Annotated in this window: 26 protein-coding genes, 1 tRNA gene and 1 pseudogene; 18 read left to right on the top strand and 10 right to left on the bottom strand. The window is 62.7% G+C overall.

The window, feature by feature from the left end; translation table 11 throughout:
* Positions 1-168: 168 nt before the first annotated feature.
* Complete coding sequence (locus LJX93_RS27210; RefSeq protein ID WP_033700651.1) at positions 169-957, top strand: hypothetical protein; 789 nt, start codon at positions 169-171, stop codon at positions 955-957.
* A 21-nt stretch (positions 958-978) separates the two neighbouring features.
* On the opposite strand, the gene prmB is transcribed toward LJX93_RS27210, so the two are convergent.
* Positions 979-1,887 carry a 50S ribosomal protein L3 N(5)-glutamine methyltransferase gene (prmB, locus tag LJX93_RS27205; RefSeq protein WP_033700652.1) on the bottom strand — a complete coding sequence of 303 codons (909 nt, stop codon included), beginning with the start codon at positions 1,885-1,887 and terminating at the stop codon, positions 979-981.
* 179 nt (positions 1,888-2,066) lie between these two features.
* On the opposite strand from prmB, the gene LJX93_RS27200 reads away from it, so the two are divergent.
* From LJX93_RS27200 to LJX93_RS27180, 5 genes are all read left to right on the top strand, one after another.
* Positions 2,067-2,657, top strand: coding sequence for a cysteine hydrolase family protein (locus LJX93_RS27200; RefSeq protein ID WP_033700653.1), 591 nt, complete (start codon positions 2,067-2,069; stop codon positions 2,655-2,657).
* A gap of 90 nt (positions 2,658-2,747) precedes the next feature.
* Positions 2,748-3,068: a hypothetical protein gene (locus tag LJX93_RS27195; RefSeq protein WP_033700654.1), complete on the top strand. Its 321-nt coding sequence runs from the start codon at positions 2,748-2,750 to the stop codon at positions 3,066-3,068.
* Positions 3,069-3,164: 96 nt separating this feature from the next.
* Positions 3,165-3,725, top strand: coding sequence for a Smr/MutS family protein (locus LJX93_RS27190; RefSeq protein ID WP_033700655.1), 561 nt, complete (start codon positions 3,165-3,167; stop codon positions 3,723-3,725).
* 69 nt (positions 3,726-3,794) lie between these two features.
* Positions 3,795-4,340: a GTP cyclohydrolase I FolE gene (gene folE, locus LJX93_RS27185; protein WP_033700657.1), complete on the top strand. Its 546-nt coding sequence runs from the start codon at positions 3,795-3,797 to the stop codon at positions 4,338-4,340.
* A 58-nt stretch (positions 4,341-4,398) separates the two neighbouring features.
* Positions 4,399-4,764, top strand: a complete 366-nt coding sequence (locus LJX93_RS27180; RefSeq protein WP_033700658.1) for a glutaredoxin — start codon at positions 4,399-4,401, stop codon at positions 4,762-4,764.
* Positions 4,765-4,783: 19 nt separating this feature from the next.
* On the opposite strand, the gene LJX93_RS27175 is transcribed toward LJX93_RS27180, so the two are convergent.
* Positions 4,784-5,386, bottom strand: a complete 603-nt coding sequence (locus LJX93_RS27175; protein WP_033700660.1) for a glutathione S-transferase family protein — start codon at positions 5,384-5,386, stop codon at positions 4,784-4,786.
* Positions 5,387-5,530: 144 nt separating this feature from the next.
* Here LJX93_RS27175 and LJX93_RS27170 point away from each other — a divergent pair, with 144 nt between their 5' ends.
* Together LJX93_RS27170 and LJX93_RS27165 are read left to right on the top strand one after the other, a co-directional pair.
* A complete protein-coding gene (locus LJX93_RS27170; protein WP_033700661.1) occupies positions 5,531-6,721 on the top strand; it encodes a benzoate/H(+) symporter BenE family transporter in 1,191 nt (396 codons plus the stop codon).
* A 455-nt stretch (positions 6,722-7,176) separates the two neighbouring features.
* Positions 7,177-7,566 carry an organic hydroperoxide resistance protein gene (locus tag LJX93_RS27165; protein ID WP_227697325.1) on the top strand — a complete coding sequence of 130 codons (390 nt, stop codon included), beginning with the start codon at positions 7,177-7,179 and terminating at the stop codon, positions 7,564-7,566.
* Positions 7,567-7,624: 58 nt separating this feature from the next.
* Here the strand turns inward: LJX93_RS27165 and LJX93_RS27160 are convergent, their stop codons facing one another.
* Complete coding sequence (locus LJX93_RS27160) at positions 7,625-8,197, bottom strand: elongation factor P (RefSeq protein WP_095064149.1); 573 nt, start codon at positions 8,195-8,197, stop codon at positions 7,625-7,627.
* Positions 8,198-8,245: 48 nt separating this feature from the next.
* On the bottom strand, positions 8,246-9,379 hold the full coding sequence (gene earP / locus LJX93_RS27155) for an elongation factor P maturation arginine rhamnosyltransferase EarP (protein ID WP_033700623.1): 1,134 nt from the start codon (positions 9,377-9,379) through the stop codon (positions 8,246-8,248).
* A 131-nt stretch (positions 9,380-9,510) separates the two neighbouring features.
* Here earP and LJX93_RS27150 point away from each other — a divergent pair, with 131 nt between their 5' ends.
* Together LJX93_RS27150 and LJX93_RS27145 are read left to right on the top strand one after the other, a co-directional pair.
* Positions 9,511-9,894 carry a hypothetical protein gene (locus tag LJX93_RS27150; protein ID WP_033700624.1) on the top strand — a complete coding sequence of 128 codons (384 nt, stop codon included), beginning with the start codon at positions 9,511-9,513 and terminating at the stop codon, positions 9,892-9,894.
* A 2-nt stretch (positions 9,895-9,896) separates the two neighbouring features.
* Positions 9,897-10,367, top strand: a complete 471-nt coding sequence (locus tag LJX93_RS27145; protein WP_095064146.1) for a GreA/GreB family elongation factor — start codon at positions 9,897-9,899, stop codon at positions 10,365-10,367.
* 120 nt (positions 10,368-10,487) lie between these two features.
* On the opposite strand, the gene LJX93_RS27140 is transcribed toward LJX93_RS27145, so the two are convergent.
* Positions 10,488-11,426, bottom strand: a complete 939-nt coding sequence (locus LJX93_RS27140; protein ID WP_047583830.1) for a LysR family transcriptional regulator — start codon at positions 11,424-11,426, stop codon at positions 10,488-10,490.
* Between the two features lie 118 nt (positions 11,427-11,544).
* On the opposite strand from LJX93_RS27140, the gene LJX93_RS27135 reads away from it, so the two are divergent.
* The 4 genes from LJX93_RS27135 (at position 11,545) to LJX93_RS27120 (ending at position 16,261) form a co-directional block, all read left to right on the top strand.
* Entirely contained in the window at positions 11,545-12,294 is a 750-nt protein-coding gene (locus LJX93_RS27135) for a 3-oxoacyl-ACP reductase family protein (protein ID WP_033700627.1), read from the top strand.
* Positions 12,295-12,385: 91 nt separating this feature from the next.
* Entirely contained in the window at positions 12,386-13,597 is a 1,212-nt protein-coding gene (locus LJX93_RS27130) for an MFS transporter (RefSeq protein ID WP_095064145.1), read from the top strand.
* A 61-nt stretch (positions 13,598-13,658) separates the two neighbouring features.
* On the top strand, positions 13,659-14,039 hold the full coding sequence (locus LJX93_RS27125; protein ID WP_033700629.1) for a hypothetical protein: 381 nt from the start codon (positions 13,659-13,661) through the stop codon (positions 14,037-14,039).
* Between the two features lie 89 nt (positions 14,040-14,128).
* Positions 14,129-16,261 carry a TonB-dependent siderophore receptor gene (locus tag LJX93_RS27120; RefSeq protein ID WP_227696874.1) on the top strand — a complete coding sequence of 711 codons (2,133 nt, stop codon included), beginning with the start codon at positions 14,129-14,131 and terminating at the stop codon, positions 16,259-16,261.
* A gap of 126 nt (positions 16,262-16,387) precedes the next feature.
* On the opposite strand, the gene LJX93_RS27115 is transcribed toward LJX93_RS27120, so the two are convergent.
* Positions 16,388-16,477, bottom strand: a tRNA-Ser gene (locus LJX93_RS27115).
* 289 nt (positions 16,478-16,766) lie between these two features.
* Between LJX93_RS27115 and LJX93_RS27110 the strand changes: the two genes are divergently transcribed.
* The 3 genes from LJX93_RS27110 to LJX93_RS27100 all read left to right on the top strand — a co-directional run bounded on the left by LJX93_RS27110 (position 16,767) and on the right by LJX93_RS27100 (position 19,291).
* Positions 16,767-17,456, top strand: a complete 690-nt coding sequence (locus tag LJX93_RS27110; RefSeq protein WP_227696873.1) for a crotonase/enoyl-CoA hydratase family protein — start codon at positions 16,767-16,769, stop codon at positions 17,454-17,456.
* Between the two features lie 80 nt (positions 17,457-17,536).
* Positions 17,537-18,256, top strand: coding sequence for a lysophospholipid acyltransferase family protein (locus LJX93_RS27105; RefSeq protein ID WP_033700632.1), 720 nt, complete (start codon positions 17,537-17,539; stop codon positions 18,254-18,256).
* A gap of 63 nt (positions 18,257-18,319) precedes the next feature.
* Positions 18,320-19,291: a magnesium and cobalt transport protein CorA gene (locus tag LJX93_RS27100; RefSeq protein ID WP_033700634.1), complete on the top strand. Its 972-nt coding sequence runs from the start codon at positions 18,320-18,322 to the stop codon at positions 19,289-19,291.
* Between the two features lie 32 nt (positions 19,292-19,323).
* Here the strand turns inward: LJX93_RS27100 and LJX93_RS27095 are convergent, their stop codons facing one another.
* Positions 19,324-20,055, bottom strand: coding sequence for an amidotransferase (locus tag LJX93_RS27095; RefSeq protein WP_227696872.1), 732 nt, complete (start codon positions 20,053-20,055; stop codon positions 19,324-19,326).
* Positions 20,056-20,583: 528 nt separating this feature from the next.
* On the opposite strand from LJX93_RS27095, the gene LJX93_RS27090 reads away from it, so the two are divergent.
* On the top strand, positions 20,584-21,384 hold the full coding sequence (locus tag LJX93_RS27090; protein ID WP_033700637.1) for a c-type cytochrome: 801 nt from the start codon (positions 20,584-20,586) through the stop codon (positions 21,382-21,384).
* A gap of 38 nt (positions 21,385-21,422) precedes the next feature.
* Here the strand turns inward: LJX93_RS27090 and LJX93_RS27085 are convergent, their stop codons facing one another.
* The 3 genes and pseudogenes from LJX93_RS27085 to LJX93_RS27075 form a co-directional block, all read right to left on the bottom strand.
* Entirely contained in the window at positions 21,423-21,755 is a 333-nt protein-coding gene (locus tag LJX93_RS27085; RefSeq protein WP_033700638.1) for a ribonuclease E inhibitor RraB, read from the bottom strand.
* 182 nt (positions 21,756-21,937) lie between these two features.
* Positions 21,938-22,174: a hypothetical protein gene (locus LJX93_RS27080; RefSeq protein ID WP_033700639.1), complete on the bottom strand. Its 237-nt coding sequence runs from the start codon at positions 22,172-22,174 to the stop codon at positions 21,938-21,940.
* A gap of 158 nt (positions 22,175-22,332) precedes the next feature.
* Positions 22,333-24,398 (bottom strand): annotated as a pseudogene (locus LJX93_RS27075) (LTA synthase family protein).

Here is a 24,398-nt window from a genome sequence, read left to right as displayed (position 1 = left end):
CCGATAACGTGGGTGGTGGCGAGAATCCGGGGCCGCTGCGCAGCCCTTTCGCGACGCAAGGCCGCTCCTACAAAAAAGCACGCGATGCCCTGTAGGGGTGGCCTTGCGTCGCGAAAGGGGCACGCAGTGCCCCCTCAGGCTGCCAGCACGTACATAAGGACAGCCCTGATGACCATTGCCCCTACCGCCGTAGACCCGGCCGAACAGCCACAACCCGAGGACGGCGCCACGCTGCCTTGGGCAGACCTTGCCGTCGAACACTTCCAGCTGTTGCGCCTGGCGCCCCTGCCCACCGACCGCGCCACCGGCGCCCGCCCGCTGCGGTTCGTGCAGTTCGGCTATGCCGAGCGCCACGACAAGGCGCACAGCCTGCTGCGTATGGAAATCCAGCTGCCTGGGCAAAAAGTGCGCAAAGAGCAGAACCACCTGGACATCCGCGTCGACCACGCCGAGCGCCGGGTGCGCATTGGCAGCGACCAGGGCCTGCAACTGGAGCCGCTGAACCGCGGCATCGGCCGCTTCATGCTGGCCCAGGCCGTGCAATGGTTGCAGCGCAAGTGGTCGCATTACCAGGTCGAAGGCATGGCACTGCCGAACAAGGATGCCCTGAGCGAGGATTCACGCCTGCGCCGCGACCAGTTCCTGCATGGGGTTGGCATCAAGGTCGAATATGAAGACCCTCAGCACCTGAAAGGCCGCACCGTGGAAATCACGGTGGGCCAGCTCAAGGCCGCCTGGAGCAACGAGCGGCTGCAGCGGGTCGAGATTCTCGACGCGGCCAACCTGCTGCAGCAGGCCGACCAGCAGTTGCAAGAGAAGGAAGGCCAACTGCGTGAGCGGGATGAGCGTGTGGCCAAGTACCGGCGCGAAGACGGCGGGTTGCGCTTTACCATCACCTGCCTGGTGGCCTTTGCGGTGTTTCAGGCCGGGTTGCTGATCTGGATTGCAACCCGCTGAAAGGGTGGCTGCGGCCCCAAGTCAAACGCGGGCTTTGAACAGCTCCTGATGCTGGCGGCACTGCTCGGCCGTCAGCATGAACACCCCATGCCCGCCACGCTCGAACTCCAGCCAGGCAAAATCCACCTCGGGGTACAGCGACTCGACGTGCACCTGGCTGTTACCCACTTCGACGATCAGCAAACCCTTGTCGTTGAGGTGGTCTGCCGCCTCGGCAAGCATGCGCCGCACCAGGTCCAGGCCATCGTTACCGCAGGCCAGGCCCAGTTCGGGCTCGTGGTGGTACTCGGCCGGCATGTCATCGAAGTCTTCGGCGTCGACGTACGGCGGGTTGGACAGGATCAGGTCGAAACGCTGCCCTGGAAGGCCATCGAAGCCGTCGCCCTGCACGGTGTAGACGCGCATGTCCAGGCCATGCCGTTCGATGTTCTGGTTCGCCACCTCAAGGGCATCGAACGACAGGTCACCCAGCACCACTTCAGCCTCGGGGAACACTTCGGCCGCCACGATGCCGATGCAACCGGAGCCTGTGCACAGGTCGAGAATGCGCGCAGGCTCTGACGCCAGCCACGGCTCGAAACGTTTTTCGATCAGCTCGCCAATGGGCGAACGGGGCACCAGCACCCGCTCGTCGACGATGAACGACATGCCGCAAAACCACGCCTCGCCCAACAAGTAGGCTGTTGGCACACGCTCTTCGATGCGCCGCTTCAACAGGTGCTGCAGGCGCACGCGCTCGTCGTCCTCGAGCATGCAGTCCAGGTAGCTGTCGGCCACCTCCCACGGCAGGTGCACGGCGCCCAGCACCAGCAAGCGGGCTTCGTCCCAGGCGTTGTCGGCACCGTGGCCGAAGAACAGCTCGCGCTCGTGGAAGCGGCTGACCGCCCAGCGGATGTAGTCGCGCAGCGTGCGCAGACGGGATGTGATCACGGGGTACTCCTAATTCAGACCGTACAAAAGTCTAACAGCCCAACCCGCACAAATGTTCCTTCGGGTCGCTCAAAGGCTAGCCACAGGCCAGTAACTACGCCGCTTGCGATGTCAACCATTCCCATTGACGCCAAGGCAAGGGACAATAGGTATACAAAAGCCCTTCCAAGGAGCCCTTGATGTCCGTTCCAACCACGATGTTCCGCCTCACTGGCCGCGACTACCCGCCGGCCAAGTTGAGCCACGCCAGCCTGATCATCATCGATGCGCAGAAGGAGTACCTGAGTGGTCCCCTGGCGCTGTCGGGCATGGACGAGGCCGTGGCCAACATCGCCCGGTTGCTCGACGCTGCGCGCAAGAGCGGCCGCCCGATCATCCACGTCCGCCACTTGGGCACTGTCGGTGGCCGCTTCGACCCACAAGGCAGCGGCGGCCAGTTCATCCCCGGGCTGGAGCCGCACGATGGCGAAATCGTCATTGAAAAGCGCATGCCCAACGCGTTCAAGAACACCAAGCTGCACGACACTTTGCAGGAGCTTGGCCACCTGGACCTGATCGTCTGCGGTTTCATGAGCCATTCCAGCGTCAGCACCACCGTGCGCCGCGCCAAGGACTATGGTTATCGGTGCACCCTGGTGGAAGACGCCTCGGCGACCCGCGACCTGGCGTTCAAGGACGGGGTGATCCCGGCCGCGCAGATCCACCAGTGTGAAATGGCCGTGATGGCCGACAACTTCGCCTGTGTCGCCCCTACCGCCAGCCTGATCTGATCCAAAGGCCGGTAATTACCGCCCGGCAGCCGGGCGGAACCCAACGGGCGAGCGCAGGTCGAATTCCGGATATCCACAGAGAAAATCGGAATGAAGCTTAAAGGCAGTTTCGACGCCAAGCGCCTGCGCCCGCGCGAACCACGCAACTGGGGCGCTCGCCTGGCCGCCGGCCTGTCGGCCCTGCTGGCAACGCTGGGTGTGCTGCTGGCCATGGCCGGCATCGCCGGCCTGCTGGGCAATTACCCGGCCCTGGCCGAACTCAATGCCAACCGGCCGCTGTCGGCCACCCTCACGGCAGGGGGGTTGTTATTGCTGTGGCTGGGCGTGAGGTTTTGGCGGCGTAGCCGCATTCGCCTGCGCCGTGGCCGTGAGCTGAACCTGTCGCCGCATTTGATGAAAAAACACGACTGACGTTTCCACTGATGCCGCGAAGAAGCCCGCGCAGACTACACATGGCTGCACAGCCGCCCACAGTCGCGTAAACTACGCCGCCCACGTGGAGGCATCATGCAAGACAACGACTTTTCCCTGTTCCATGCCGAAGTGCGCGGCGTCAAGCCGATCAAGCACGACCGTGCCGAGGTCGGCAAACCCAAGGCCGACCGCAAGCAACTGGCCGGCCTGCGGCAGGCGGCCACCGTGCGCAGCGACAAGGCACTGGTGATCGATGGCATGTCCGACCAGTTCGTCATCGACGTCGGCGCCGAAGACGAGTTGATGTGGCGCCGTGACGGCGTGCAAGAAACCCAGCTGCGCAAACTCAAACTCGGCCAGATCGCCTTCGAGGGCAGCCTCGACCTGCACGGCATGACCGTCGAGAAAGCCCGTGAGACCCTCTGGGACTTCATCGCCGAGGCCACCAAGCTGGAAGTGCGCTGCGTGCGCGTCACCCACGGCAAGGCCGCACGCCTCGACGGCAAGCGCCCGATGATCAAGAGTCACGTCAACACCTGGCTGCGTCAGCACCCGCAAGTGCTCGGTTTTGCCTCGTGCAATGCGCGCCATGGCGGCACCGGCGCAGTCTACGTGATGCTCAAACGAACCATGCTTGAAGGACGCGACGAGTAACGCCGCGCTTGCAGCGCCGCCCTTGCCGCCGTACCCTTCGTTTTTGCGATTTTTCCCACAGGTAGATACATGTCCCTGGAACAGAACTACACCGAGATTCTCAGCCAGATCGGCGAGGACGTCTCCCGTGAGGGCCTGCTCGACACGCCCAAGCGGGCTGCAAAGGCCATGAAGTACCTTTGCCGCGGTTATGAGCAGACGCTGGAAGAAGTCACCAACGGCGCGCTGTTCACCTCCGATAACAGCGAGATGGTGCTGGTCCGGGACATCGAGCTGTACTCGATGTGCGAGCACCACATGCTGCCTTTCATCGGCAAGGCTCACGTTGCCTACCTGCCCAAGGGCAAGGTTCTGGGCCTGTCGAAAGTTGCCCGCATCGTCGACATGTACGCCCGTCGCCTGCAGATTCAGGAAAACCTCAGCCGCCAGGTCGCCGAAGCTGTCGAGAAGGTGACCGGCGCCGCTGGCGTGGCCGTGGTGATCGAAGCCAAGCACATGTGCATGATGATGCGCGGTGTCGAGAAGCAGAACTCGAGCATGATCACCTCGGTGATGCTGGGCGAGTTCCGCGAAAACGCGGCCACCCGCAGCGAGTTCCTCAGCCTGATCAAGTGATCGGCTGGTGATCCCGAGCCGACCCTGCGGGGTCGGCTTTTCTTTTCAGGAGTTGCCCATGATCGTCAAAGCCCTACGGGTTGGCCTCGGCCAGCTCATCGTGTTCGGCGACTGGATCAGCCGCCCAGCCAAGCGCAAGCGCGATGCCGCCGCCCAGGCGCGCGTCGAGCAAGCGGCCAGTAGCCTCGCGCTGTACCAGTTCCATGCCTGCCCATTCTGCGTCAAGACCCGCCGCACCCTGCACCGCCTGAATGTGCCGATGGCGTTGCGTGACGCCAAGAACGACCCGGTGCATCGCCAGGCGCTGCTCGAAGGCGGAGGCCGGGTCAAAGTGCCGTGCCTGCGCATCGAGGAAGACGGCAAGGTGAGCTGGATGTACGAGTCCAAGGCGATCATTGCCTACCTGGACAAGCGCTTCGCCTGACCTCTAGGCACGGGCCGGCTCAGCCCACCATCGGCACATGCCGAGGGTGGCTGGCCACCCGCTCCAGCCAGGCCCTGACCGCCGGGTAGTCCGCCAGGTCGAACCCACCCTGCTGGGCCACATGGGTATAGGCATACAGCGCCACATCGGCAATCGAATAGCGCTCGCCGACCAGGTACGGCGTCATCTGCAACTGCCGCTCCATGACCTTGAGCGCCTTGTAGCCACCTTTGTGCAGCTTGCGGTATTCCTCCAGCCGGTCATCCGGCAGCCCCAGGTAGAACTGAATGAACCGCGCCACGGCGATGTAAGGCTCATGGCTGTACTGCTCGAAGAACTGCCACTGCAACACCTGCGTGCGCAAGCGCGGCTCGGTAGGCAGGAAGTCACTGCCGTCGGCAAGGAAGTTGAGGATGGCGTTGGATTCCCACAGGTACGTGCCGTCTTCCAGCTCCAGCACCGGCACCTTGCCATTGGGGTTCATCGCCAGGAACTCGGGGGTCTCGGTCTCCCCCTTGAGAATATCCACCGGGTGCCACTCATACGGCCGACCCAGCAGGCTCAACATCAGCTTGACCTTGTAGCAGTTGCCCGACTGGTAGTCCCCATAGACCTTGTACATCGCCCTCCCCTCCCATGCAGTTGTGCATTCGTGCCCAATAGTTGGCGACTGTACGGCTAAAAGCAATGGCCGCTGTATGGCAAGGATCAACCTTGCTCGCGTTAGTCTGAAAAAACTGCTTACACCTTTACAAGGATTTTTTTCATGACCGATGCCACCTCCGCCCGCCTGCGGCCCCTGGCAGACAGCTCCCCGTCGGCGGTTGTCGCCGGCTTCATTGCCATGCTCACCGGCTATACCAGCTCACTGGTGCTGATGTTCCAGGCCGGCCAGGCGGCAGGGCTGACCAGCGCGCAGATTTCGTCCTGGATCTGGGCGCTGTCGATCGGCATGGCGGTGTGCAGCATTGGCCTGTCGCTGCGCTATCGCACGCCGATCACCGTGGCCTGGTCGACCCCCGGCGCCGCGCTGCTGATCACAAGCCTGGGCGGGGTGAGTTATGGTGAGGCCATCGGCGCCTACATCACCTGCGCCGTGCTGGTGCTGATCTGCGGCCTGACTGGCAGTTTCGAGCGACTGGTCAAGCGTATTCCGGCCTCGTTGGCCTCGGCGCTGCTGGCCGGCATCCTGTTCAAGATCGGCAGCGAGATCTTCGTCGCCGCCCAGCACCGCACGCTGCTGGTGCTTGGCATGTTCTTCAGCTACCTGCTGGTCAAACGTCTGTCACCGCGCTACTGCGTGCTGGCTGCGCTGCTGGTCGGCACCGCGCTGTCCGGCGCCCTTGGCCTGCTGGACTTCAGCGGGTTCAGCCTGGAAGTGGCAACGCCGGTATGGACAACGCCGAGCTTCTCGCTGGCGGCGACCATCAGCATCGGTATTCCGCTGTTCGTGGTGGCCATGACCTCGCAGAACATGCCCGGCGTGGCCGTGCTGCGTGCCGACGGCTACCAGGTGCCCGCCTCGCCGCTGATCTCGGCTACCGGGTTTGCCTCGTTGCTGCTGGCACCGTTCGGCTCGCACGGGGTCAACCTGGCGGCGATCAGCGCGGCGATCTGCACCGGGCCGCACGCCCATGAAGACCCGAGCAAGCGTTATACCGCGGCAGTGTGGTGCGGGATTTTCTATGGCATTGCCGGGGTATTCGGGGCGACCTTGGCGGCATTGTTTGCCGCGCTGCCGAAAGAGCTGGTGCTGTCAATTGCGGCCTTGGCGTTGTTCGGCTCGATCATGAACGGGTTGACCGTAGCCATGGGTGAGGCGCGTGAGCGTGAGGCGGCGTTGATCACCTTCATGGTCACGGCTTCAGGGTTGACGCTGTTCTCCATTGGCTCGGCGTTCTGGGGGATCGTGGCGGGGGTGTTGACCTTGCTGATCCTCAACCCACGTAGAGCCTGACGGTTTTTGTAGCTTGTGTCGGCCTCTTCGCGGGGCAAGCCCGCTCCCACAGAGACTGCACTCCCACAGAGACTGTGCTTACTGGACTGCCCCCAAGAAGTTGGACAAAAAATCCAACCCTTGGGGGGACCGATGGGCAAATACACAGAGCAGTTCAAACTCACAGCCATCTCAGCCTACCTAGATGGTAGCGATGGGCTTCCGAAAAGTAGCCCAGCGTTTCGGTATCGACGTCAGTCTGCTGCGCCGGTGGGTCTCCAGCTATCAGAGCAAGTCCAGCCTTAGTCCGCGCTCGCACGGGCAGCGCTATGACGACGACTTCAAGCGCCAAGTGCTGAGCCACATGCACGAGCATCGTCTCTCTCTTCGCCAAACCGCTGCGCATTTTGGCCTCGGCCAGTCCTCGCAGATAGGCAACTGGCAGCGGCAGTACTACAGTGGTAGCCCTGTAGCCCCTGTCATCCGCCAGAAAAAGCCGATTAAAGTGCCGAAGAAGATTAAACGAGGTCAAGCTGAGCACCCCCAAGGAATTGGGCGGCGCGGGGGGGCAAGGCACCAACCCAGAGCAGCTGTTCGCTGCCGGCTACTCGGCCTGCTTCATCGGTGCCCTGAAGTTTGTTGCCGGGCAAGAGAAGAAAGCCCTGCCAGCAGATGCCTTGATCACTGCCAAGGTGGGCATTGGCCAGATTGAGGGTGGTTTCGGCCTGGACATCGACCTGCACATCAACCTGCCAGGCCTGGCCCAGGCCGATGCCGAAGGGCTGGTGGAGAAGGCGCACAAGGTCTGCCCTTACTCCAATGCCACCCGCGGCAATGTGGATGTAAGGCTGCATGTAACGGTCTGAACACAGGTATAAAAAAAACCCGGCCGAGGCCGGGTTTTTTGCTGCATCTCAAGAACACTTACTTCTTGGCGCGGCCTTTGTACGAACCGCCTTCGCGGGTATCGATCTCGATCAGGTCGCCGATTTCGATGAAGTCAGCAACGCTGAGCTCAGTACCGTTCTTCAGCTTGGCAGGTTTCATGACCTTGCCCGAAGTGTCGCCGCGAGCGGAACCTTCGGTGTAGTCAACCTGGCGCACGATGGTGGTCGGCAGTTCTACCGACACCAGGCGGCCTTCGAAGAAGACGGCTTCGCAGATGTCGTCCATGCCTTCTTCGATGAACGGCAGAACGGCTTCGATATCTTCGGCGTTCAGCTCGTACATGGAGTAGTCGGTGGTGTCCATGAAGGTGTACGTGTCACCGCTGATGAACGACAGGGTCGCTTCTTTGCGATCCAGGATCACGTCGTCCAGCTTGTCGTCCGCACCGTATACGGTTTCGGTCTTGTAGCCGGTCAGCAGGTTCTTCAGCTTGGTCTTCATGATCGCGCTGTTACGGCCCGATTTGGTGAACTCAGCTTTTTGCACCAGCCACGGGTCGTTGTCGATCCGCAGTACGGTACCGGGTTTCAGTTCTTTACCAGTTTTCATTGCGAAGTATCCGAATCTGGATGGATTTATAAAAATCGAGGCCGCATATCATAGCCAATTTCGGTAAAACTGTACCAGCGCCATGGCAAGGTCTGGCCGAGTGGCCTGACGGGCCGCCCAATCACGGGCATGTTGCTGCAGTTCTGGCCAGTGTTGCTGGGCCGCTTGCCACGCCTGGCCGACGTCACGGTCCATGTTCCAGGCACGCCACAATGCCACCAGGGCGGCAGAGGCATCGGCTGACAGGCCGTGTCGATAATGCTCAAGGAACGCTTCGAGCTTTTCCCAATGGGCATTCTCGTCCTGCACGTAGATGTGCCACAGCATCGGGCGCCCGGCCCATTGCGCACGCACGAACGAGTCTTCGCCGCGTACGGCGTTGAAATCGCAGCTCCACAGCAACCGATCATAATCGTCCTGGCTGACGAACGGCAAAATCTGCACGGTCAGCGCCCCACGTACGCGCACATCGCCCACCTCCAGCCGGGCCTGGCCCAGCCAGCTGCCGACGTCAGCCAGAATGCGCCCTTGCGGCACCAGCAGGTGGGTCGGCTGGCTACCTGCCGCCAACGCATCCAGCCAATTGCCCAGCTGGGTGTTTTCATAGGCGAACAGCGAGATCAGCCGCGCCTGCACCTCGGGGTACACACCAAGCCGTTGCAAGAACGCCTGGCGGGCCTCGGCGGACTGTTCGAAGGCCTGGCGCCGCGCCAGCAGCGTGGCCTCGCGCAATAGGCCGCCGGTCTTCTCGGTAAAGCCGGGGAAGAAGAACACCTTGCGCAAGCCGTTGGCCTGGGGGGACGGCAAGCCGTGGCAGCCTTCCACCCAGTGCTCGGCGCTGAGGTATTCGAGGTTCAGCCACAGAGGCGGCTTCGCCCGGGCGCGCATGGCCTCGACATAGTGCGCCGGCAACTGGCAGGCGAAGGCGCCGATCACCACATCTGCGGGCTCAATCGGCACCCATTCGGCCGGCCACTGGCGCACATCGACGCCCTGCTGCCACTGCTGCAACGCTGCGGCATCGGCCCCGGGGCACATCGGCACGAAGGCATTCAGGTCGTCCACCCACAGGCGCACTGCGATTTCGTGCTCGTCCACCAGTTGCCGCGCCAGGCGCCAGGTCACGCCGATATCGCCATAATTGTCGACGACGGTGCAAAAGATGTCCCAGGTGGCCTTCATGTGCCCTCCCCCTCATGGTGCGGAAAACCGCGGATTCTGCGGATAAATTGTCGTCGACAAAAGCACCTGCGGGTAAAATTCGCCAGCAGCGTGCGACAATGCACGCCGCCCCACCCTGCCAGGAGGCCGCCATGCCCCGCCACCGCGAACTGAAGATCACCCTCAAGCCTTTGCAGCTGACCCTGTGCGTGGCCATTGGCCTGTGGCTGGGTGCCGTGGCCATCGCCGTGAGCCTGTGGCTGGCAGTGCAACTGTGGCCCGAGCAGGTGCAGCCGGTTGCCCAGGCCCTGGCCCCTGCCCTCGGCCAACCCGCCGCGCCCCCGGTGGATGCGCAGGGTGAGATGTTCGAGCGCTACAAGGGCATCCTGCAACAACAGGAACGGCAACAGGCCGCCGAGGCCGCCCAGGGTAACCCGCGCAACCTCAACAGCCCCAAGTGCCAGTTCTGGCTGCAACAGAACCGCACCGCACCTACCGATAAAAGCCAGGCCAATGTGCTGGAGTTCTGTTACTGAAGATGGACAAGCCCCTGCTTCTCACGCGCATCGTCGCGACCCTCGAACATGACGTGGACGTGCTGAGCCGCGCGGCGCAGACCGCGTACGAAGCCGCCACCGCCGAAGAGAACATCGCCGAGAACAAGTACGACACGCTAGGCCTGGAAGCCTCGTACCTCGCCACCGGCCAGGCGCGCCGCACGGCCGAGATCCGCCAGGCGCTGCAGATCTACCAGCAACTGCTGCTGCGCGACTACGACCCGCTGCGGGGTATACAGGTGAGCAATCTGGTGACCCTTGAGGATGAGGATGGCCAGCAGCGCCGGCTGTTTCTCGGACCCGAGGCGGCGGGGTTGAAGATTGGCGACGGGGACGAGCTGGTGACGGTGATTACACCACGCTCGCCGCTGGGGCAACAGCTGATGGGCAAGCGGGTCGATGATGAGGTGAGCCTGGGGGCACAGGTTCTGTTCATTAGTGAGGTCGTCTGAGCTGGCCTCTTCGCGGGGCAAGCCCGCTCCCACAAGATCATCTTCACTTAACCCAAGACTTGTGCGGTACCTGTGGGCGCGGGCTTGCCCCGCGAAAAGGCCGGGCTAGGCAACATTCATCTAAAGGCGCTGCAACGCATCGAATTGCCCCGCCAACCCCTGCTGCGCAAACTGCTCCACGACAAAATCGATGAACGCCCGCGTCTTCCTCGGCAACAGTTTGTGCTCGGCGTAATACAAGCTGATATGCCCATCGTCCACATACCAGTCCGGCAACACCCGCTGCAGTCGCCCTGCCTGCAGGTAAGGTACCGCAAACGGCAGACTGACCAATGCGATGCCCAAACCCTGCTGCGCAACCGCACAAGCCGCATCCGAATCACTCATGGTCATCGCCTGACGCAGCAGCAACGGCTGCTGCTCCTGCCAGCGGCTGGTCAGCGGCCAAGAGCGCACCCGTCCGGTCTGGGGTGAGCGAATCAGGATTCCGTCATGGCGCTGCAACGCCTGCGGGCCATCGATGGGTGGGCGCTGGTCCAGATAGCCAGGCGCCGCCACCAGCACCCGATGGGCGGGTGTCAACTTGCGCGCCACCACGCCCAATGGCAGCTCGAAACCACCCCCAATGGCCGCATCGAAACCCTGGCCGATCAAATCGACCTGGCGATTGTCGAAATGCCAGTCTGGGGTGATAGCAGGGTAACGACGCAAAAACTCCCCCAGCAGCGGCAACACATAGAGCCGCCCGAACACCGTGCCCATGCTCACCCGCAGCAACCCGGCCGGCTGGCCTTCGGCACTGGCCAGGTTGGCCACGGCATACTGGATGGTGCGAAAGCTGTCACTCACCTCCCCCAGAAAGCGCTGGCCCGCTTCGGTCAGGGTCAGCTTGCGGGTACTACGCTGGAACAGGCGCACGCCCAACCGGGCCTCCAGCTGGGCCACATGCTTGCCGACTGCGGCAGGCGTGAGGCTCAGACGGCGGGCAGCCTCGGCAAAACTGCCAACCTCGGCGCTACGGATAAAGCACTCGAGGGCGTTGAAAGACTCCATGGCCATGATTCACAACCAAAGGTTTACTCTGCTGATAGTGATTGCCATCTTATCAGCAGGTAATTAGCCACCGATACTGCGCCCATCCAAGGCATTCGGCCTTGCTTCCCAGCAGGAGATCAGCATGTCCAAACAACTCCCACTCGACGGTAAAGTTGCCCTGGTCCAAGGCGGTTCCCGTGGCATTGGCGCGGCCATCGTCCGCCGCCTGGCCCGCGAAGGCGCACGGGTTGCCTTCACCTACGTGAGCTCGGCCGGCCCGGCCGAACAGCTGGCCCAGGAAATCATCGGCAACGGCGGCCAGGCCCTGGCCCTGCGGGCCGACAGCGCCGACGCCGCAGCCGTGCAGTTGGCGGTGGATGACACCGCCAAGGCCTTCGGTGGGCTCGACATCCTGGTCAACAACGCCGGCGTGCTGACCGTGGCGCCGATTGCCGAGTTCGACCTGGCCGATTTCGACCGCATGCTGGCGGTGAACGTGCGCAGTGTGTTCGTCGCCAGCCAGGCAGCCGTGCGCTACATGGGCCAGGGTGGGCGCATCATCAATATTGGCAGCACCAACGCCGAGCGGATGCCGTTTGCCGGTGGTGCACCCTATGCCATGAGCAAGTCGGCACTGGTGGGGCTGACCCGGGGCATGGCCCGCGACCTTGGCCCGCAGGGCATTACCGTCAACAACGTGCAGCCCGGCCCGGTGGACACCGACATGAACCCGGCCAGCGGCGAGTTTGCCGAAAGCCTGATACCGCTGATGGCGATCGGGCGTTATGGGCAGGTGGATGAGATTGCCAGTTTTGTGGCTTACCTGGCGGGGCCGGAGGCGGGGTATATCACCGGGGCCAGTTTGACGGCCGATGGTGGCTTTGCGGCTTGATGTGGTGAAGGCGGCGGGGTGCAGGGCACTAAAACTCAACTGCCCTACCCCTACCGGCCCTAGAATAAAGCCCCCTGCCCTCGAGATCCCCATGAACACCCCAACCCTCAGTCGCGCCCTGATTCTGCTGATGGCCACCGCCACCGGCCTGGCCGTGGCCAGCAACTACTATGCCCAGCCGTTGCTGCACAGCATCGCCCAGCAATTCGGGCTGAGTACCGCCAGCGCCGGCAGCATCGTCATCGCCGCCCAGCTCAGCTACGGCGCCGGCCTGCTGTTGCTGGCACCGCTGGGCGACCTGTTCGAACAGCGCCGCCTGATCACTGTGATGACCGCCATCGCCACCCTCGGCCTGGTCATCAGCGCCTGCGCGCCGAACCTGCCGTGGTTGCTGCTGGGCACCGCGCTGACCGGCCTGTTCTCGGTGGTGGCGCAGATCCTGGTACCCATGGCCGCAACCCTGAGTGAGCCGCATCAGCGCGGGCGCGCGATCGGCACCCTGATGAGCGGCTTGTTGCTGGGTATCCTGCTGGCCCGCACGGCGGCCGGCTTCATGGCTGAACTGGGGGGCTGGCGCAGTATCTACGTACTGGCCGCCGTGCTGATGGCCATCACTGCCCTGGCCCTGTACCGCAGCTTGCCGCAGCATCACAACCCTGCCGGGCTGAAATACCCGGCGCTGATCGGCTCGATATTCCGCCTGTTCTACGAAGAACCGGTGCTGCGCCTGCGGGCGTTGCTCGGCCTGTTGGCGTTCAGCCTGTTCGCGCTGTTCTGGACACCGCTGGCATTTTTGCTGGCACAAGAGCCTTACTTTTACTCGGATGCGGTAATCGGCCTGTTCGGCCTGGCCGGCGCGGCGGGGGCACTGTCGGCCAACTGGGCCGGGCGCCTCGCTGACCGCGGCAAGGGCTCGCTGGGCACCACGGTGGGGTTGGTGGTACTGCTGCTGTCGTGGGTGCCGCTGGGCTTTGCCGAATACTCGCTGCCGGCCCTGCTGCTGGGGGTGCTGATGCTCGACCTGGCAGTGCAACTGGTGCACGTCAGCAACCAGAATGCGGTGATCGCGCTGCGGCCAGAGGCACGCACGCGGCTCAATGCCGGCTACATCACCTGTTACTTCATCGGCGGTGCGCTGGGGTCGCTGCTGGGCACGCAACTGTTCCAGCGCCAAGGCTGGATCGGCATCGTCGTTGCCGGGCTGGTGATCGGTACAGTGGCGCTGCTGGCCTGGGCGCTGGCCGAGCGCAAGCGCTTGAGCCGCGACACTGCAACGCACTACCCTCCGTCGCTTGGCCGTTGACTTGCCAGGGCAGGCAGCGCTCAGTAGGCGCTGGACAATGCCCTTCTGACAGGACGACCCAATGACAAGACTCACGGTGCAATCCGGCGATTTCTTGCAAGGTGAAGGCGAGTATCGCAACGGATCGCTCACACTCAAGACCCCGCGCAGCCCTTCGCCGGGCGAGCGGATCTCCCTCACGCGCATCAGCGACCTCAGGTTGGCCAGCCTGGAGTCCAGCCGCAGCCTGGGCACTGCCCTCGGCTGGGGTGTGGCGGGCGCCCTGGTGGCCGGCCCGGTGGGGTTGCTGGCCGGGCTCTGGCTGGGCGGCAAGGAGCAAGAAGCCACCTTCCTTGCCACCTTCAAGGATGGGCGCAAACTGTTGGCCGTCACCGATGGCAAGACCTGGTCGAAGATCGACGACAGTTGGCGCCAGCACAAGCGCCCGGCCAGCAACCACTGAATATCGCGAGGCCCTGATCGTTTCAGGGTGAAGGCGACTGTTAAGATGCCGCCTTTTTCACGGCCCGTACCGGCCTTCAGGAGCCCCGCATGCCCCCGCTTCGCCCCCGCCTGCCCCTGAGCTTGCTCAGCCTGGGCCTGGCCTTGCATTGCCCTCATGGTCTTGCCGAAGACAGCGTCATGCTGGAGCCACTGCGGGTTTCCGACCGCTATGGCGACGACGGCTACCAGGTACGCGAGGCGTCGGTAGCAGGCTTGCAGGCCGCGCCACTGCTCGACACCCCGGCCTCAGTCAGCGTGTTCAGCCAGCAACTGCTGGAGGACCGCCAGGTGCGCAAGCTCAGCGAAGTGCTGCAAAGCGATGCCTCGGTGGGTGAAAGCTATGCGCCCATCGGCTATTACGAAAACTTCAACGTACGCGGCTTCGCGCTCAATGCCGCCAGCAGCTACCGGATCAATGGCCAGACCCTCGCTGGCGAGCAGAACGTGGCCCTGGAAAACAAGCAGCAAGTGGAGCTGCTCAAGGGCTTGTCCGGCCTGCTGAGTGGCGTTTCGGAGCCTGGCGGGCTGATCAACTACGTGACCAAACGCGCCGAAGACGTGCGTAGCGTGACGGTGTCGACCAACGAACAGGGCGAGCGCTACCTGGCCACCGACCTGGGCGGCTGGTTCGGCAGTGAGCGGCAGTTCGGCCTGCGCGCCAACCTGGCCCATGAGGACATCCGCAGCTATGTCGACCATGCCGACGGCAAGCGCGACTTCGCCTCGCTGGCCTTTGACTGGCAGATCAACCCGGATGCTACCTTGCAGCTGGACGCCGAGTACCAGCACCGCGAGCAGCGCTCGGTTCCCGGTTACCAGTTGCTCGGCGGCACGCAGGTGCCCCACGGTATCGACCCGGATGATCGCCTGGCCTACCAACAGTGGGCCAAGCCGGTGCAGAACGATTCGCTGAACCTGGGTGGGCGCTTCGAATACCGCTTCAGCGAGACATGGACCGGGACGTTGAGTGCATCGCGCAGCAAGGTGGTGATCGACGATTACAGCGCGTTTGCGTGGGGCTCGAGCGAGGGCGCGTTCTTCGCCAGCAATGGCGACTACGACATCTATGACTACCGCAGCCCGGATGACACGCGCCGCACCGATGAGGCACAAGCCACGCTCAATGGCCGCTTCGATGCCTTGGGCGTGGGGCACGACCTGACAGTCGGTGGCAGCGCCCAACGCCGTACCGTGGATCAACGGCCCTATTACAACGAGTGGCTGGGCACCGGCAACATCTACACCGGCGCGCCAGCCCTCGCCCCCTCCGACAAGCCGATCGGCTCAAGCGAGCGACGCCTGGACAGCCGCCAGTACGGTCTGTTCGTCAATGATCGCATCAGCTTCAACGAGCAGTGGCAGACCGTGATCGGCGCTCGCGAAGTGCGCCTGGACGAAAAAACCTGGGACGAAACCGGTGTTGCCGGGCGCCATACCCGTCAGTACCAATTGCTGCCCAATGCCGCGCTGATCTACAAGCCGAGCCCGGACACCACGCTGTACGCAAGCTACTCAAAAGGCTTGTCGGCCGGTGGCACCGCCCCCTGGTTTGCCAGCAACGCTGCCGAAATCCTCGCCCCGACCTTGTCTCGCCAACTGGAGCTGGGCATCAAGCGTGACTGGCAGGGCTTAAGTTTCACTGCCGCGCTGTTCCAGATCCGCCAGGCGTACCAATACGCACGCCCGGATGGCGAGGGTAACTTCACCTACGTCCAGCAAGGCCAACAGAAGAACACCGGCCTGGAGCTGGGTGCCAGCGGCTGGGTGACCTCGAACCTGCAGGTTCAGGCCAGCGCCGCCGCCATCCGCGCGCGGGTAAAAAACAGCGGGACCGATGCTTACGAAGGCCACCAGGCCATCAACGTGCCCAAGCTGCGTGCGGCCCTGCAGGCCGAATACAGCCTGCCGGTACCGGGCCTGGCGTTACTCGGAGGTGCGCGCTACAGCGCCAGCAAATATGCCAGCCAGGCGGGCAATGTCGAGGTGGGAGGTTATACCGTCTTTGATGTGGGTAGCCGTTACCGCACGCGCATCGGGGGGTATGACACGGTGCTGCGGTTGACCGTGGATAACGTGTTCGATAAACGCTACTGGCGCGATGTGGGGGATTACCTGGGGGACAACTACCTGTTCCAGGGCGCGCCGCGCACGGCACGCTTGTCGGCATCCGTGAGCTACTGATCAACCGCCTGTGGGGGCGGGGTTACTCGCCCCCACAGGATGGCAAGGGGCCACGCAGCAGCGCCATTAGTGCTGTGAAAACAAAAAGCCCCCGCGCTTTTCAGCGCGGGGGCTTTTTGTAGAATGTGGCGGTGAAGAAGGGATTTGAACCCTTGATACGATTTCTCGTATACACACTTTCCAGGCGTGCTCCTTCGACCACTCGGACACTTCACCGTTTCTCTTCAAGCCTTTCAGCCTGTCGAGGCGCGCTAATTTAGTGGAAGAGCTTTTCTTTGGCAAGCATTTTTTTCAGAAATTTCATGCGTTTATGCAAATTCACTGAAAACCCGAGGTCGCCAGGGCAATGCTGCCATTCTCGCCTGCGCTTTTACCGCCTGCACAGGCCCTGCCCCGGCGCGCCAAGGCATGCCGGGCAAACGCTGACCGGCCAGTCAGCCTTGCTGCTTTACCTGGCAGGCAGTGCTGGGTAACGTCGCAAGCACGCCACCCAAAGGACTCTGCCATGAGCGAGCTGATTACCTACCACGCCGAAGACGGCATCGCCACCCTGACCCTGAACAACGGCAAGGTCAACGCCATCTCGCCGGATGTCATCATCGCCTTCAACACCGCCCTCGACCGCGCTGAGCAGGAACGTGCCGTGGTCATCATCACCGGGCAGCCGGGCATACTCTCTGGCGGCTACGACCTCAAGGTCATGACCGCCGGCCCCAAAGAAGCGATCAGCCTGGTCACCGCCGGCTCCACCCTCGCCCGCCGCCTGTTGTCGCACCCGTTCCCGGTGATCGTCGCCTGCCCTGGCAATGCCGTGGCCAAAGGTGCCTTCCTGCTGCTGTCGGCCGACTACCGCATCGGCGTCGAAGGGCCGTACAAGGTGTGCCTGAACGAAGTGCAGATCGGCATGACCATGCACCATGCCGGCATCGAGCTGGCCCGTGACCGCCTGCGCCGCTCGGCCTTCCACCGCTCGGTGATCAATGCCGAGATCTTCGACCCGCAAGGGGCGCTGGACGCCGGCTTCCTCGACAAGGTGGTGCCGGCCGAGCAACTGCACGAAGCAGCGCTGGCCGCTGCCCGTGAATTGAAGAAGCTGAACATGCTCGCGCACAAGAACACCAAGCTCAAGGTGCGCAAGGGCCTGCTCGATGCCCTGGATAAAGCCATCGAGCTGGACCAGAACCCGATGGGTTAAGCCAAAGACCCACCCCGACATTTGCCTCTTCCAGTGTACAGTCGTACACTGGAATTCGACTGTCTGGTGTGAGTCTCGTCATGCTTTATTCGTTGCGCATGCTCCTGTTAGGCCTGCATTTTCTGCTGGTGGGCGGCATAGGCCTGGTGATCGGCCTGTGCCGCCCCTTCAACCCCGACAACAGCCGGCTCTTCGCCCGGCTCTATAGCGTGCCGGCCACCTGGCTGATGCGTATCCGGCTAAAGGCCGAAGTCGGCCCGCTGTTCGATCACCCTCCCGGGTGCGTCATCGTCGCCAACCACCAGTCCAATTTCGACCTGTTCGTCATTGGCCAGGTGGTGCCGAAGCGCACCGTGGCCATCGGCAAGAAGAGCCTGGGCTGGATCCCGTTGTTCGGCCAGCTGTTCTGGCTGGGCGGCAACGTATTGGTCGACCGCAAGAACCCCTACCAGGCGCGCAAGGCACTGCAAAAGACCACGCATGTTCTGCATAACGACACCTCGATCTGGATCTTCCCGGAGGGCACCCGCAACCCGGACGAGCACCTGCTGGCCTTCAAGAAAGGCGCCTTCCACATGGCCATCGAAGCCGGCGTGCCGATCGTGCCAGTGTGCGTCAGCCGTTATGCCCGGCGCCTGAGCCTGAACAGCTGGCGGCGGCGAACGGTGATCGTGCGCTCGCTGCCACCGATTGCCACGGCAGGCTTGAGCCAGCGGGACATCCCCGCACTGATCGAGCAGTGCCGCAGCCAGATGCAGCAGTGCATCGACCGCATGGAAGCTGAACTGGCGAGCCACTAGGTTGCCCTCAAGCGCCTTACAGCCCAAGCTGTAAACCGTGTTCAACCGAATAAGTGGACAACCATGGGTCGAGTCGTGGCATCGGCGGTGTACAGCGCCGGCAGAAAAGTCACCAATATCAGCATCGACGAAGGCAGCGAATGGGCGTGCAAGCCTGGCCACTTCGTCTGGATCGGCCTGGAGGAGCCCAACGCCGAGGAGCTGGCCACCCTGCAGCGCCAGTTCAACCTGCACGAGCTGGCCATCGAAGATGCCCTGGAAAAACACAGCCGGCCCAAGCTTGAAACTTTTGGCGACGCGCTGTTCATCGTCACCTATTCGCCGGTGCGTCATGAGGGCAAGCTGGAGTTCATCGAAACCCACATCTTCGCCGGCAATGGCTACATCATCACCTGTCGCAACGGCCACTCCAAATCCTATGCCCTGGTGCGCCAACGCTGCGAGGCGCGGCCTTTGCTGCTGGAACACGGCGAGGACTTCGTGCTGTACGCGCTATTGGATTTTGTGACCGAGAACTACCAACCGGTCAGCGAAGCCATTCATGGCGAGATCGAGGAGCTGGAGCAGAGCGTGCTCGGTGGCTCGCTGCAGGAAGATGACATCCGTCGCCTGCACAGCCTGCGCCGCGATATTCTGCGCTTACGCCGCTACGTGGCGCCGATGGTGGAGGTGAGCGAGGAACTGCAGCGTTTGAGCTTCCCGTTCATCGACAAGAACATGCGCCCTTACTTTCGCGACGTGCAAATTCACGTTACGCGGCAGATGGAGGACCTGGCTGGCATTCGCGATATCGCCAGCCAGACCATCGAGATCGGCATGTTGCTGGAGTCGTCGCGCCAGAGCATCGTGCAGCGCAAGTTCGCGGCCTGGGCAGCGATACTGGCCTTCCCTACGGCGATTGCCGGGATCTATGGGATGAACTTTCAGAACATGCCCGAACTGGGGTGGCAGTACGGGTATTTTGGCGTGCTGGGGGTGATTGGGCTGGGGTGCACGGGGTTGTATGCCAGCTTCAAGAAATCGGGTTGGTTGTGAGATTGCCGGGGCCGCTTGGCGACCCCAAACCCTCACGCCAGATTACCCTTGTTCACCGGCTGCTCAATAAACCGCAACATCCACTCCCCCACCAGGTCGCCCTGATGCTCGGTGGCCAGGCTGGCCACGGCCTTGTGGTAAACCTCATCGCCCAGATACGCCTGGCGCGCATCCAGTAACGCTTTGGAGTAGTCGTGCACGAACTCCGGATGCCCCTGGAAGCACAGCACCTGGTCACCAATGTGGTAGGCGGCGTTTGGGCAGAAGTCGCTGGAGGCAATTACGGTAGCGCCTTGCGGCAACTCGGTCACCTGGTCCTGGTGGCTGATCAGCAAGGTCAGCTCGGACATCTGCGGGTCCATCCACGGCGCATGTGCCGCCAGTGAGTAACGGTGGATACCCACCCCCCAGCCCTGCTCCGCCCGTTCAGCCTTGCCACCCAGGGTCAGGGCCAGCAGTTGATGGCCGAAACAGACGCCCAGCAGCTTCTCGCCGCGTGCGTAAAGCTTCAACAGGTAGGCCTTGAGTTGCTGGATCCACGGATCGGAACCGAACGAATCGGCCTTGCTGCCAGTCACCAGATAGGCATCGAACACTTCATCGTCGGCGGGGTAGTCGCCGTTCATCACGTTGTACACACGAAACTCGGCGGCGATCGACTGACGCGAGAACAGCTGCTCGAACATCCTGCCATAGCCGTGGTACTGCGCCGTCAACTCCGGTCGCAGGACATCGGTTTCCAGGATGCAGATGCGTAACGACATAGGGATAGTCCTGAACGACATGGGTGGGAATCTGCTGTAGAGACTGCCGCGAAAGGCACGTACAAGCAAGTAGGCCGCACTGACGAACGGTCATATTTTGCCGGCGTATCGTTGGCGCCAACGCAGCGGTCTAGTGAGAGCATGCCAGCCAGCTGGCAATTGGCCTCATAACGCAATGAAATTAACTGACCTTACAATTAGAACAAAGGGTTCTCAAACATGGATGCCACACACCCTACTGTTGGTTGTATATGCACGTTCAAGAGGCAAGCAGACCAGGCGACAACAGTCGCCACTGCGATCGACCCGAGACGCGACAAGGAAGCCAACGGGTATTCAGGAATAACAACAAGAAGGCGGTCCGCCATGTTCAGACAATCAAAAATACGCCAAGCGGGGCTCATTGTCTTTGCCACGACTTTACTGCTGATCCTGCCGAACCTGACACGTTTGTTCGGCTGACGGCGGCTGTGGCGCCAACAGGCAACGCACAGGTAACCTGCCGGCCTTGATGGTCGGAGATTAACCATGCGCCAATGCCTTGCCCTACTCGCCTTGCTACTGAGCCTGCCACTGTCGGCGGCGCAGCTGCACCTGGAGGCGGGTGCACACTCGCGCCAGTGGAGCAGCGCTGAACTGCTTGGCCACCCGCAGGCCCAGGACATCCGCATCGAGCAGGACGTTTCCTATAAGCGCCCCATGCACTATCGGGCCGTACCCCTGGCTGCGTTGCTGCAGGGGGTAGGCGCCAGCGCCCACCTGCAAGCCGTGGCCCTGGATGGTTTTGCTGCCGAAATGCCCGCCGCCCCACTGCTGCAGGAAGGGCCGGCACGTGCCTGGCTGGCGATCGAAGACCCCGCCAAACCGTGGCCAGGGCTGGGCAAAGGCAAACCGAGTGCCGGGCCGTTCTATCTGGTATGGACGGCACCGCAAGCCAGTGGCATACGCCCGGAACAATGGCCGTTTCAGATCGCCACCATCCGCCGCCTGGCCTCGGTCGAACAGCGTTTCCCCGCGCTATTGCCAGACCCGAAGCTGCCGGCCGAGCACCCGGTGCGCCAGGGCTTTGCGCTGTTCCAGCAGAACTGCCTGGCCTGCCACCGCCTCAATGGTGCAGGTGACGCCCAGCTGGGGCCGGACCTGAACCTGCCGCACAACCCTACCGAGTACTTCCAACCGGCGTTTCTGCGCCAGCTGATACGTGACCCACAGAGCCTGCGGCGCTGGCCACAGGCGAAGATGCCGGGGTTTACAGAGGGTGTGCTGAGCGACCAGGAGCTGGATGCGCTATTGGCTTATCTGGGGCATATGGCTGGGCGCAAGCGCTGAGATGCTGGGGCTGCTTGGCAGCCCCCGGTCCATGAGTGTCAGGCGCACAACCGCTCGTGCTTGACACCCCACCCTTCGACTTCGCCGCCGTAGGGTGACACGAGCTGCTCGAACGTATCTTCGAAGTCGCCAATCCCTCCATAAGTGGCATACATGACCTTGCTCAGTTCAAGGTACCAGGCGCCGTCTTTCATTTCGCGCACCTGGGCGTTGAGGGACTCGCCACGAAATTGCCCGGCTGCACGACGTGCGCCGGCTTCGTCTGGGAATACTGCGTAGAACTCGATGGGATGGATACGGGTGAAATCGAAACCGCCAGCTTTCATCTGGCGCAGGACATTGCTGCTGATATCGTCGTTCTGGCTGCTCATGAATCGTCCTCCTGCAAAGCAATGGATAGACTTTCCGGGCACTACGTACCTGCCGGCGGTGCCGGGCAGATCGAGTTGTATAGAGCTGATGCAAGACGCGAATTGAAAGGTGCCGGCCCGCAGAAAAGGCTGGCACCTGGCTCCAGCGTAGTGCCTGGGCAGGCACCACGTCAACGCACGGATCAGGGCGCTTCGTGAATATCGGTGATGGTCACGCCAGTTTGCTCCTTGAGCCAGCGTGCCGTGGGGGATACTGTGCGGTCCTGGAAGTCGTTGAGGTCCAGCTCATCCATGACCGGAAACAGCTGCGAGCGAATAGCACGGGCCGCGTCTTCTTCGCTGGGGCACTGCTCGGCCCGCAGCTTCAATGACGTCGGTTCGCCTTTCTGGTCGGCAAAGATGACTTCCCACTCTTTCATTGGACGAGCCCTCTCAATCAAACAACGCCGGGTGTGTGACGTCTGTATAGCTTGACCTTGGGCGGGGGCAATTGTTCAGTTGGCAGGACTCTGTGGTGGCGTTCGGGCCGCTTCCACACTTGCCGACGAGGGGCCGCACGGCGGCCCCTGTTGCAGCGTTACTTCGGTGTGCCGTGCACGACACCTGCGGTGTTGTCCAACAGGCTCTTGGTCGCGGTCTGGATGTACGCTTCAAGCTTTTTCAGCATTTCCGGCTGGTCCGGGCTTTCGATCAGCTCGGCCTTGAACTCGCTGCCCAGTTGGTAGCGGTACATGCGCGGGCTCATGTCCTTGGACTCGATGAGGATGCGGTCACCCTGCACCAGGCCAACGATCTGCTCGCTGCCCGACGGCTTGATCATGCCAACGCCCTGGTCGCCCTCAGGCAGGTTGAGCAGGTCGCGGCCCCAGCACTGATGGCGGGTCTGGCCACCCAGGCGGCCCATGATGGTCGGTACGATGTCGACCTGGGTACCGACGGTGTGGTCGACCGCACCGAACTTCTCCTGGATGCCCGGGGCAATCAGCAGCAGCGGCACGTTGAAGCGGCCTAGGTCCAGTTCGGTGACCTGCTGGTGGTTGCCGAAGCCGTGGTCACCGACGATGACGAACAGCGTCTCCTTGAAGTACGGCTGTTTGCGCGCCTTCTCGAAGAACTGGCCCAGGGCCCAGTCGGAGTAACGCATGGCGGTCAGGTGCTCGTCCAGGCGGGCCCTGGCCGGTGACCGGCTCTACCGGCAGGTCCTTGGGCAGCGCGTACGGGGTGTGGTTGGACAGGGTCTGCAGCAGCGCATAGATCGGCTTCTTGCCGTCGTGCTTGGGCCAGTTCCTCGGCGCCCACGGTCGAACATGTCCCTGGTCGGACACACCCCAGGTCGGGTCGGGAGAACACCGGGTTGACGAAGTAGTTACGGCCAATGAAGTTGGTCATGCCCTGGTTGCCGAAGAAACCGGACTGGTTGTCCCAGGCGAAGTCACCCGTTGTAGACGTACACATCGTCGTAGTCGCGGGCGCTGAGCAGTGCCGGCAGGCCAGACAGCTTGTGGCCGCCTTCCGGGGTCTGCATCAGGTATTCGAAGCCTGGCAGGTTGGGGGGGAAGCAATCCATGGTGGAGAACATGCCCTGGTGAGTATGGGTGCCGTTGGAGAAGAAGCGGTTCGAACAACAACCCTTCTTTGGCCAGCTTGTCAAAGTACGGGGTGATGTTGTTGGGGCTGCCCAGGGCGCCTACCGAGTGGCCGGCGAAGCTCTCCATGAGGATCACCACGACGTTTTTGATCGGCATGGGTGCGCTCGGCTGGCGGTACGAAGTCACGGCGGATCGCAGCCTCGTCGGCGTCGACCAGGGTATCGTGGGCGGTCAGCAGTTGCTCGCGCACGGTCTGCGTGGCCAGCGGCTGGTCCAGCACAGGCTTCCAGATATTGGCGCGGTCTTCGCCGAAGCGGCTCTTGGCTGCGTCAATCAGGGTCAGGGTGCCGTTCAGGCCAAGCTGGTTGACGAAGTTGGAGTCGGTGGTAAAGGCATCACCCCAACGCATCGGCGGGCCCTGGCGCAGGGTGCCACGGGCAGCAACCACGGCCACCAGCAGGATCACCATGAACACCGCCAGCCGGTTGTACCACTTTGCTGCAGGGCGCTGCAGGGTAGCGCCGGCCGACTGGCTGCCACGGGTCATGCGGTCGACGCCCTTGAACAGCAGGCTCAGCAGCCAGGTACCAACGACCCAGGCCAGCAGGTAGCGGACCACCGGGAAGCCGTACCAGAGCATGCTCATGACGGTCTTGGGGTCTTCCTTGATGTACTGGAACACCAGCCCGTTGAGGCGCTGGTGGAACTCGCGGTAGAAGTCCAGCTCCATCAGGCCGAGGAACATCACCACGCTCGAGGCGATGGTCAGCCACAGCCGGAACACGCCACGGCGGGCCATGGCCCAGGGGCTGAGAATGGCCAGCAGCAGCGGAATGCTGATGTACACCACCACCCGCAGGTCGAAGCGCAACCCGTTGAGGAAGCCTTCGGCGACGGTCGCATAGGGCGTATCGCCGATCATGTCGCTGTTGTAAACCAACAGCGCCAGGCGCACGAGGCTGAGCATCAGCATGATGACCAGGGCGCTGAGCAGCGTGTAGGCCAGGTGGGATTTCAGGGTCGGCGCGAACGACGCTCGCGCGCCCTGTCTCAA

It is taken from the genome of Pseudomonas sp. HN2-3 (assembly GCF_020691745.1).
In the GTDB taxonomy this organism is placed as follows: Bacteria; Pseudomonadota; Gammaproteobacteria; order Pseudomonadales; family Pseudomonadaceae; genus Aquipseudomonas; species Aquipseudomonas capeferrum.
Note: the sequence above shows the minus strand (reverse complement) of the source record. Positions and strands in the feature narration are given on the sequence as shown.

Coding starts and splice junctions, on each gene's coding strand:
- LJX93_RS27210 (WP_033700651.1), top strand. CDS start 169: ATGACCATTGCCCCTACCGCCGTAGACCCGGCCGAACAGCCACAACCC.
- LJX93_RS27200 (WP_033700653.1), top strand. CDS start 2,067: ATGTCCGTTCCAACCACGATGTTCCGCCTCACTGGCCGCGACTACCCG.
- LJX93_RS27195 (WP_033700654.1), top strand. CDS start 2,748: ATGAAGCTTAAAGGCAGTTTCGACGCCAAGCGCCTGCGCCCGCGCGAA.
- LJX93_RS27190 (WP_033700655.1), top strand. CDS start 3,165: ATGCAAGACAACGACTTTTCCCTGTTCCATGCCGAAGTGCGCGGCGTC.
- folE (WP_033700657.1), top strand. CDS start 3,795: ATGTCCCTGGAACAGAACTACACCGAGATTCTCAGCCAGATCGGCGAG.
- LJX93_RS27180 (WP_033700658.1), top strand. CDS start 4,399: ATGATCGTCAAAGCCCTACGGGTTGGCCTCGGCCAGCTCATCGTGTTC.
- LJX93_RS27175 (WP_033700660.1), bottom strand. CDS start 5,386: ATGTACAAGGTCTATGGGGACTACCAGTCGGGCAACTGCTACAAGGTC.
- LJX93_RS27170 (WP_033700661.1), top strand. CDS start 5,531: ATGACCGATGCCACCTCCGCCCGCCTGCGGCCCCTGGCAGACAGCTCC.
- LJX93_RS27160 (WP_095064149.1), bottom strand. CDS start 8,197: ATGAAAACTGGTAAAGAACTGAAACCCGGTACCGTACTGCGGATCGAC.
- earP (WP_033700623.1), bottom strand. CDS start 9,379: ATGAAGGCCACCTGGGACATCTTTTGCACCGTCGTCGACAATTATGGC.
- LJX93_RS27150 (WP_033700624.1), top strand. CDS start 9,511: ATGCCCCGCCACCGCGAACTGAAGATCACCCTCAAGCCTTTGCAGCTG.
- LJX93_RS27145 (WP_095064146.1), top strand. CDS start 9,897: ATGGACAAGCCCCTGCTTCTCACGCGCATCGTCGCGACCCTCGAACAT.
- LJX93_RS27140 (WP_047583830.1), bottom strand. CDS start 11,426: ATGGCCATGGAGTCTTTCAACGCCCTCGAGTGCTTTATCCGTAGCGCC.
- LJX93_RS27135 (WP_033700627.1), top strand. CDS start 11,545: ATGTCCAAACAACTCCCACTCGACGGTAAAGTTGCCCTGGTCCAAGGC.
- LJX93_RS27130 (WP_095064145.1), top strand. CDS start 12,386: ATGAACACCCCAACCCTCAGTCGCGCCCTGATTCTGCTGATGGCCACC.
- LJX93_RS27125 (WP_033700629.1), top strand. CDS start 13,659: ATGACAAGACTCACGGTGCAATCCGGCGATTTCTTGCAAGGTGAAGGC.
- LJX93_RS27120 (WP_227696874.1), top strand. CDS start 14,129: ATGCCCCCGCTTCGCCCCCGCCTGCCCCTGAGCTTGCTCAGCCTGGGC.
- LJX93_RS27110 (WP_227696873.1), top strand. CDS start 16,767: ATGAGCGAGCTGATTACCTACCACGCCGAAGACGGCATCGCCACCCTG.
- LJX93_RS27105 (WP_033700632.1), top strand. CDS start 17,537: ATGCTTTATTCGTTGCGCATGCTCCTGTTAGGCCTGCATTTTCTGCTG.
- LJX93_RS27100 (WP_033700634.1), top strand. CDS start 18,320: ATGGGTCGAGTCGTGGCATCGGCGGTGTACAGCGCCGGCAGAAAAGTC.
- LJX93_RS27095 (WP_227696872.1), bottom strand. CDS start 20,055: ATGTCGTTACGCATCTGCATCCTGGAAACCGATGTCCTGCGACCGGAG.
- LJX93_RS27090 (WP_033700637.1), top strand. CDS start 20,584: ATGCGCCAATGCCTTGCCCTACTCGCCTTGCTACTGAGCCTGCCACTG.
- LJX93_RS27085 (WP_033700638.1), bottom strand. CDS start 21,755: ATGAGCAGCCAGAACGACGATATCAGCAGCAATGTCCTGCGCCAGATG.
- LJX93_RS27080 (WP_033700639.1), bottom strand. CDS start 22,174: ATGAAAGAGTGGGAAGTCATCTTTGCCGACCAGAAAGGCGAACCGACG.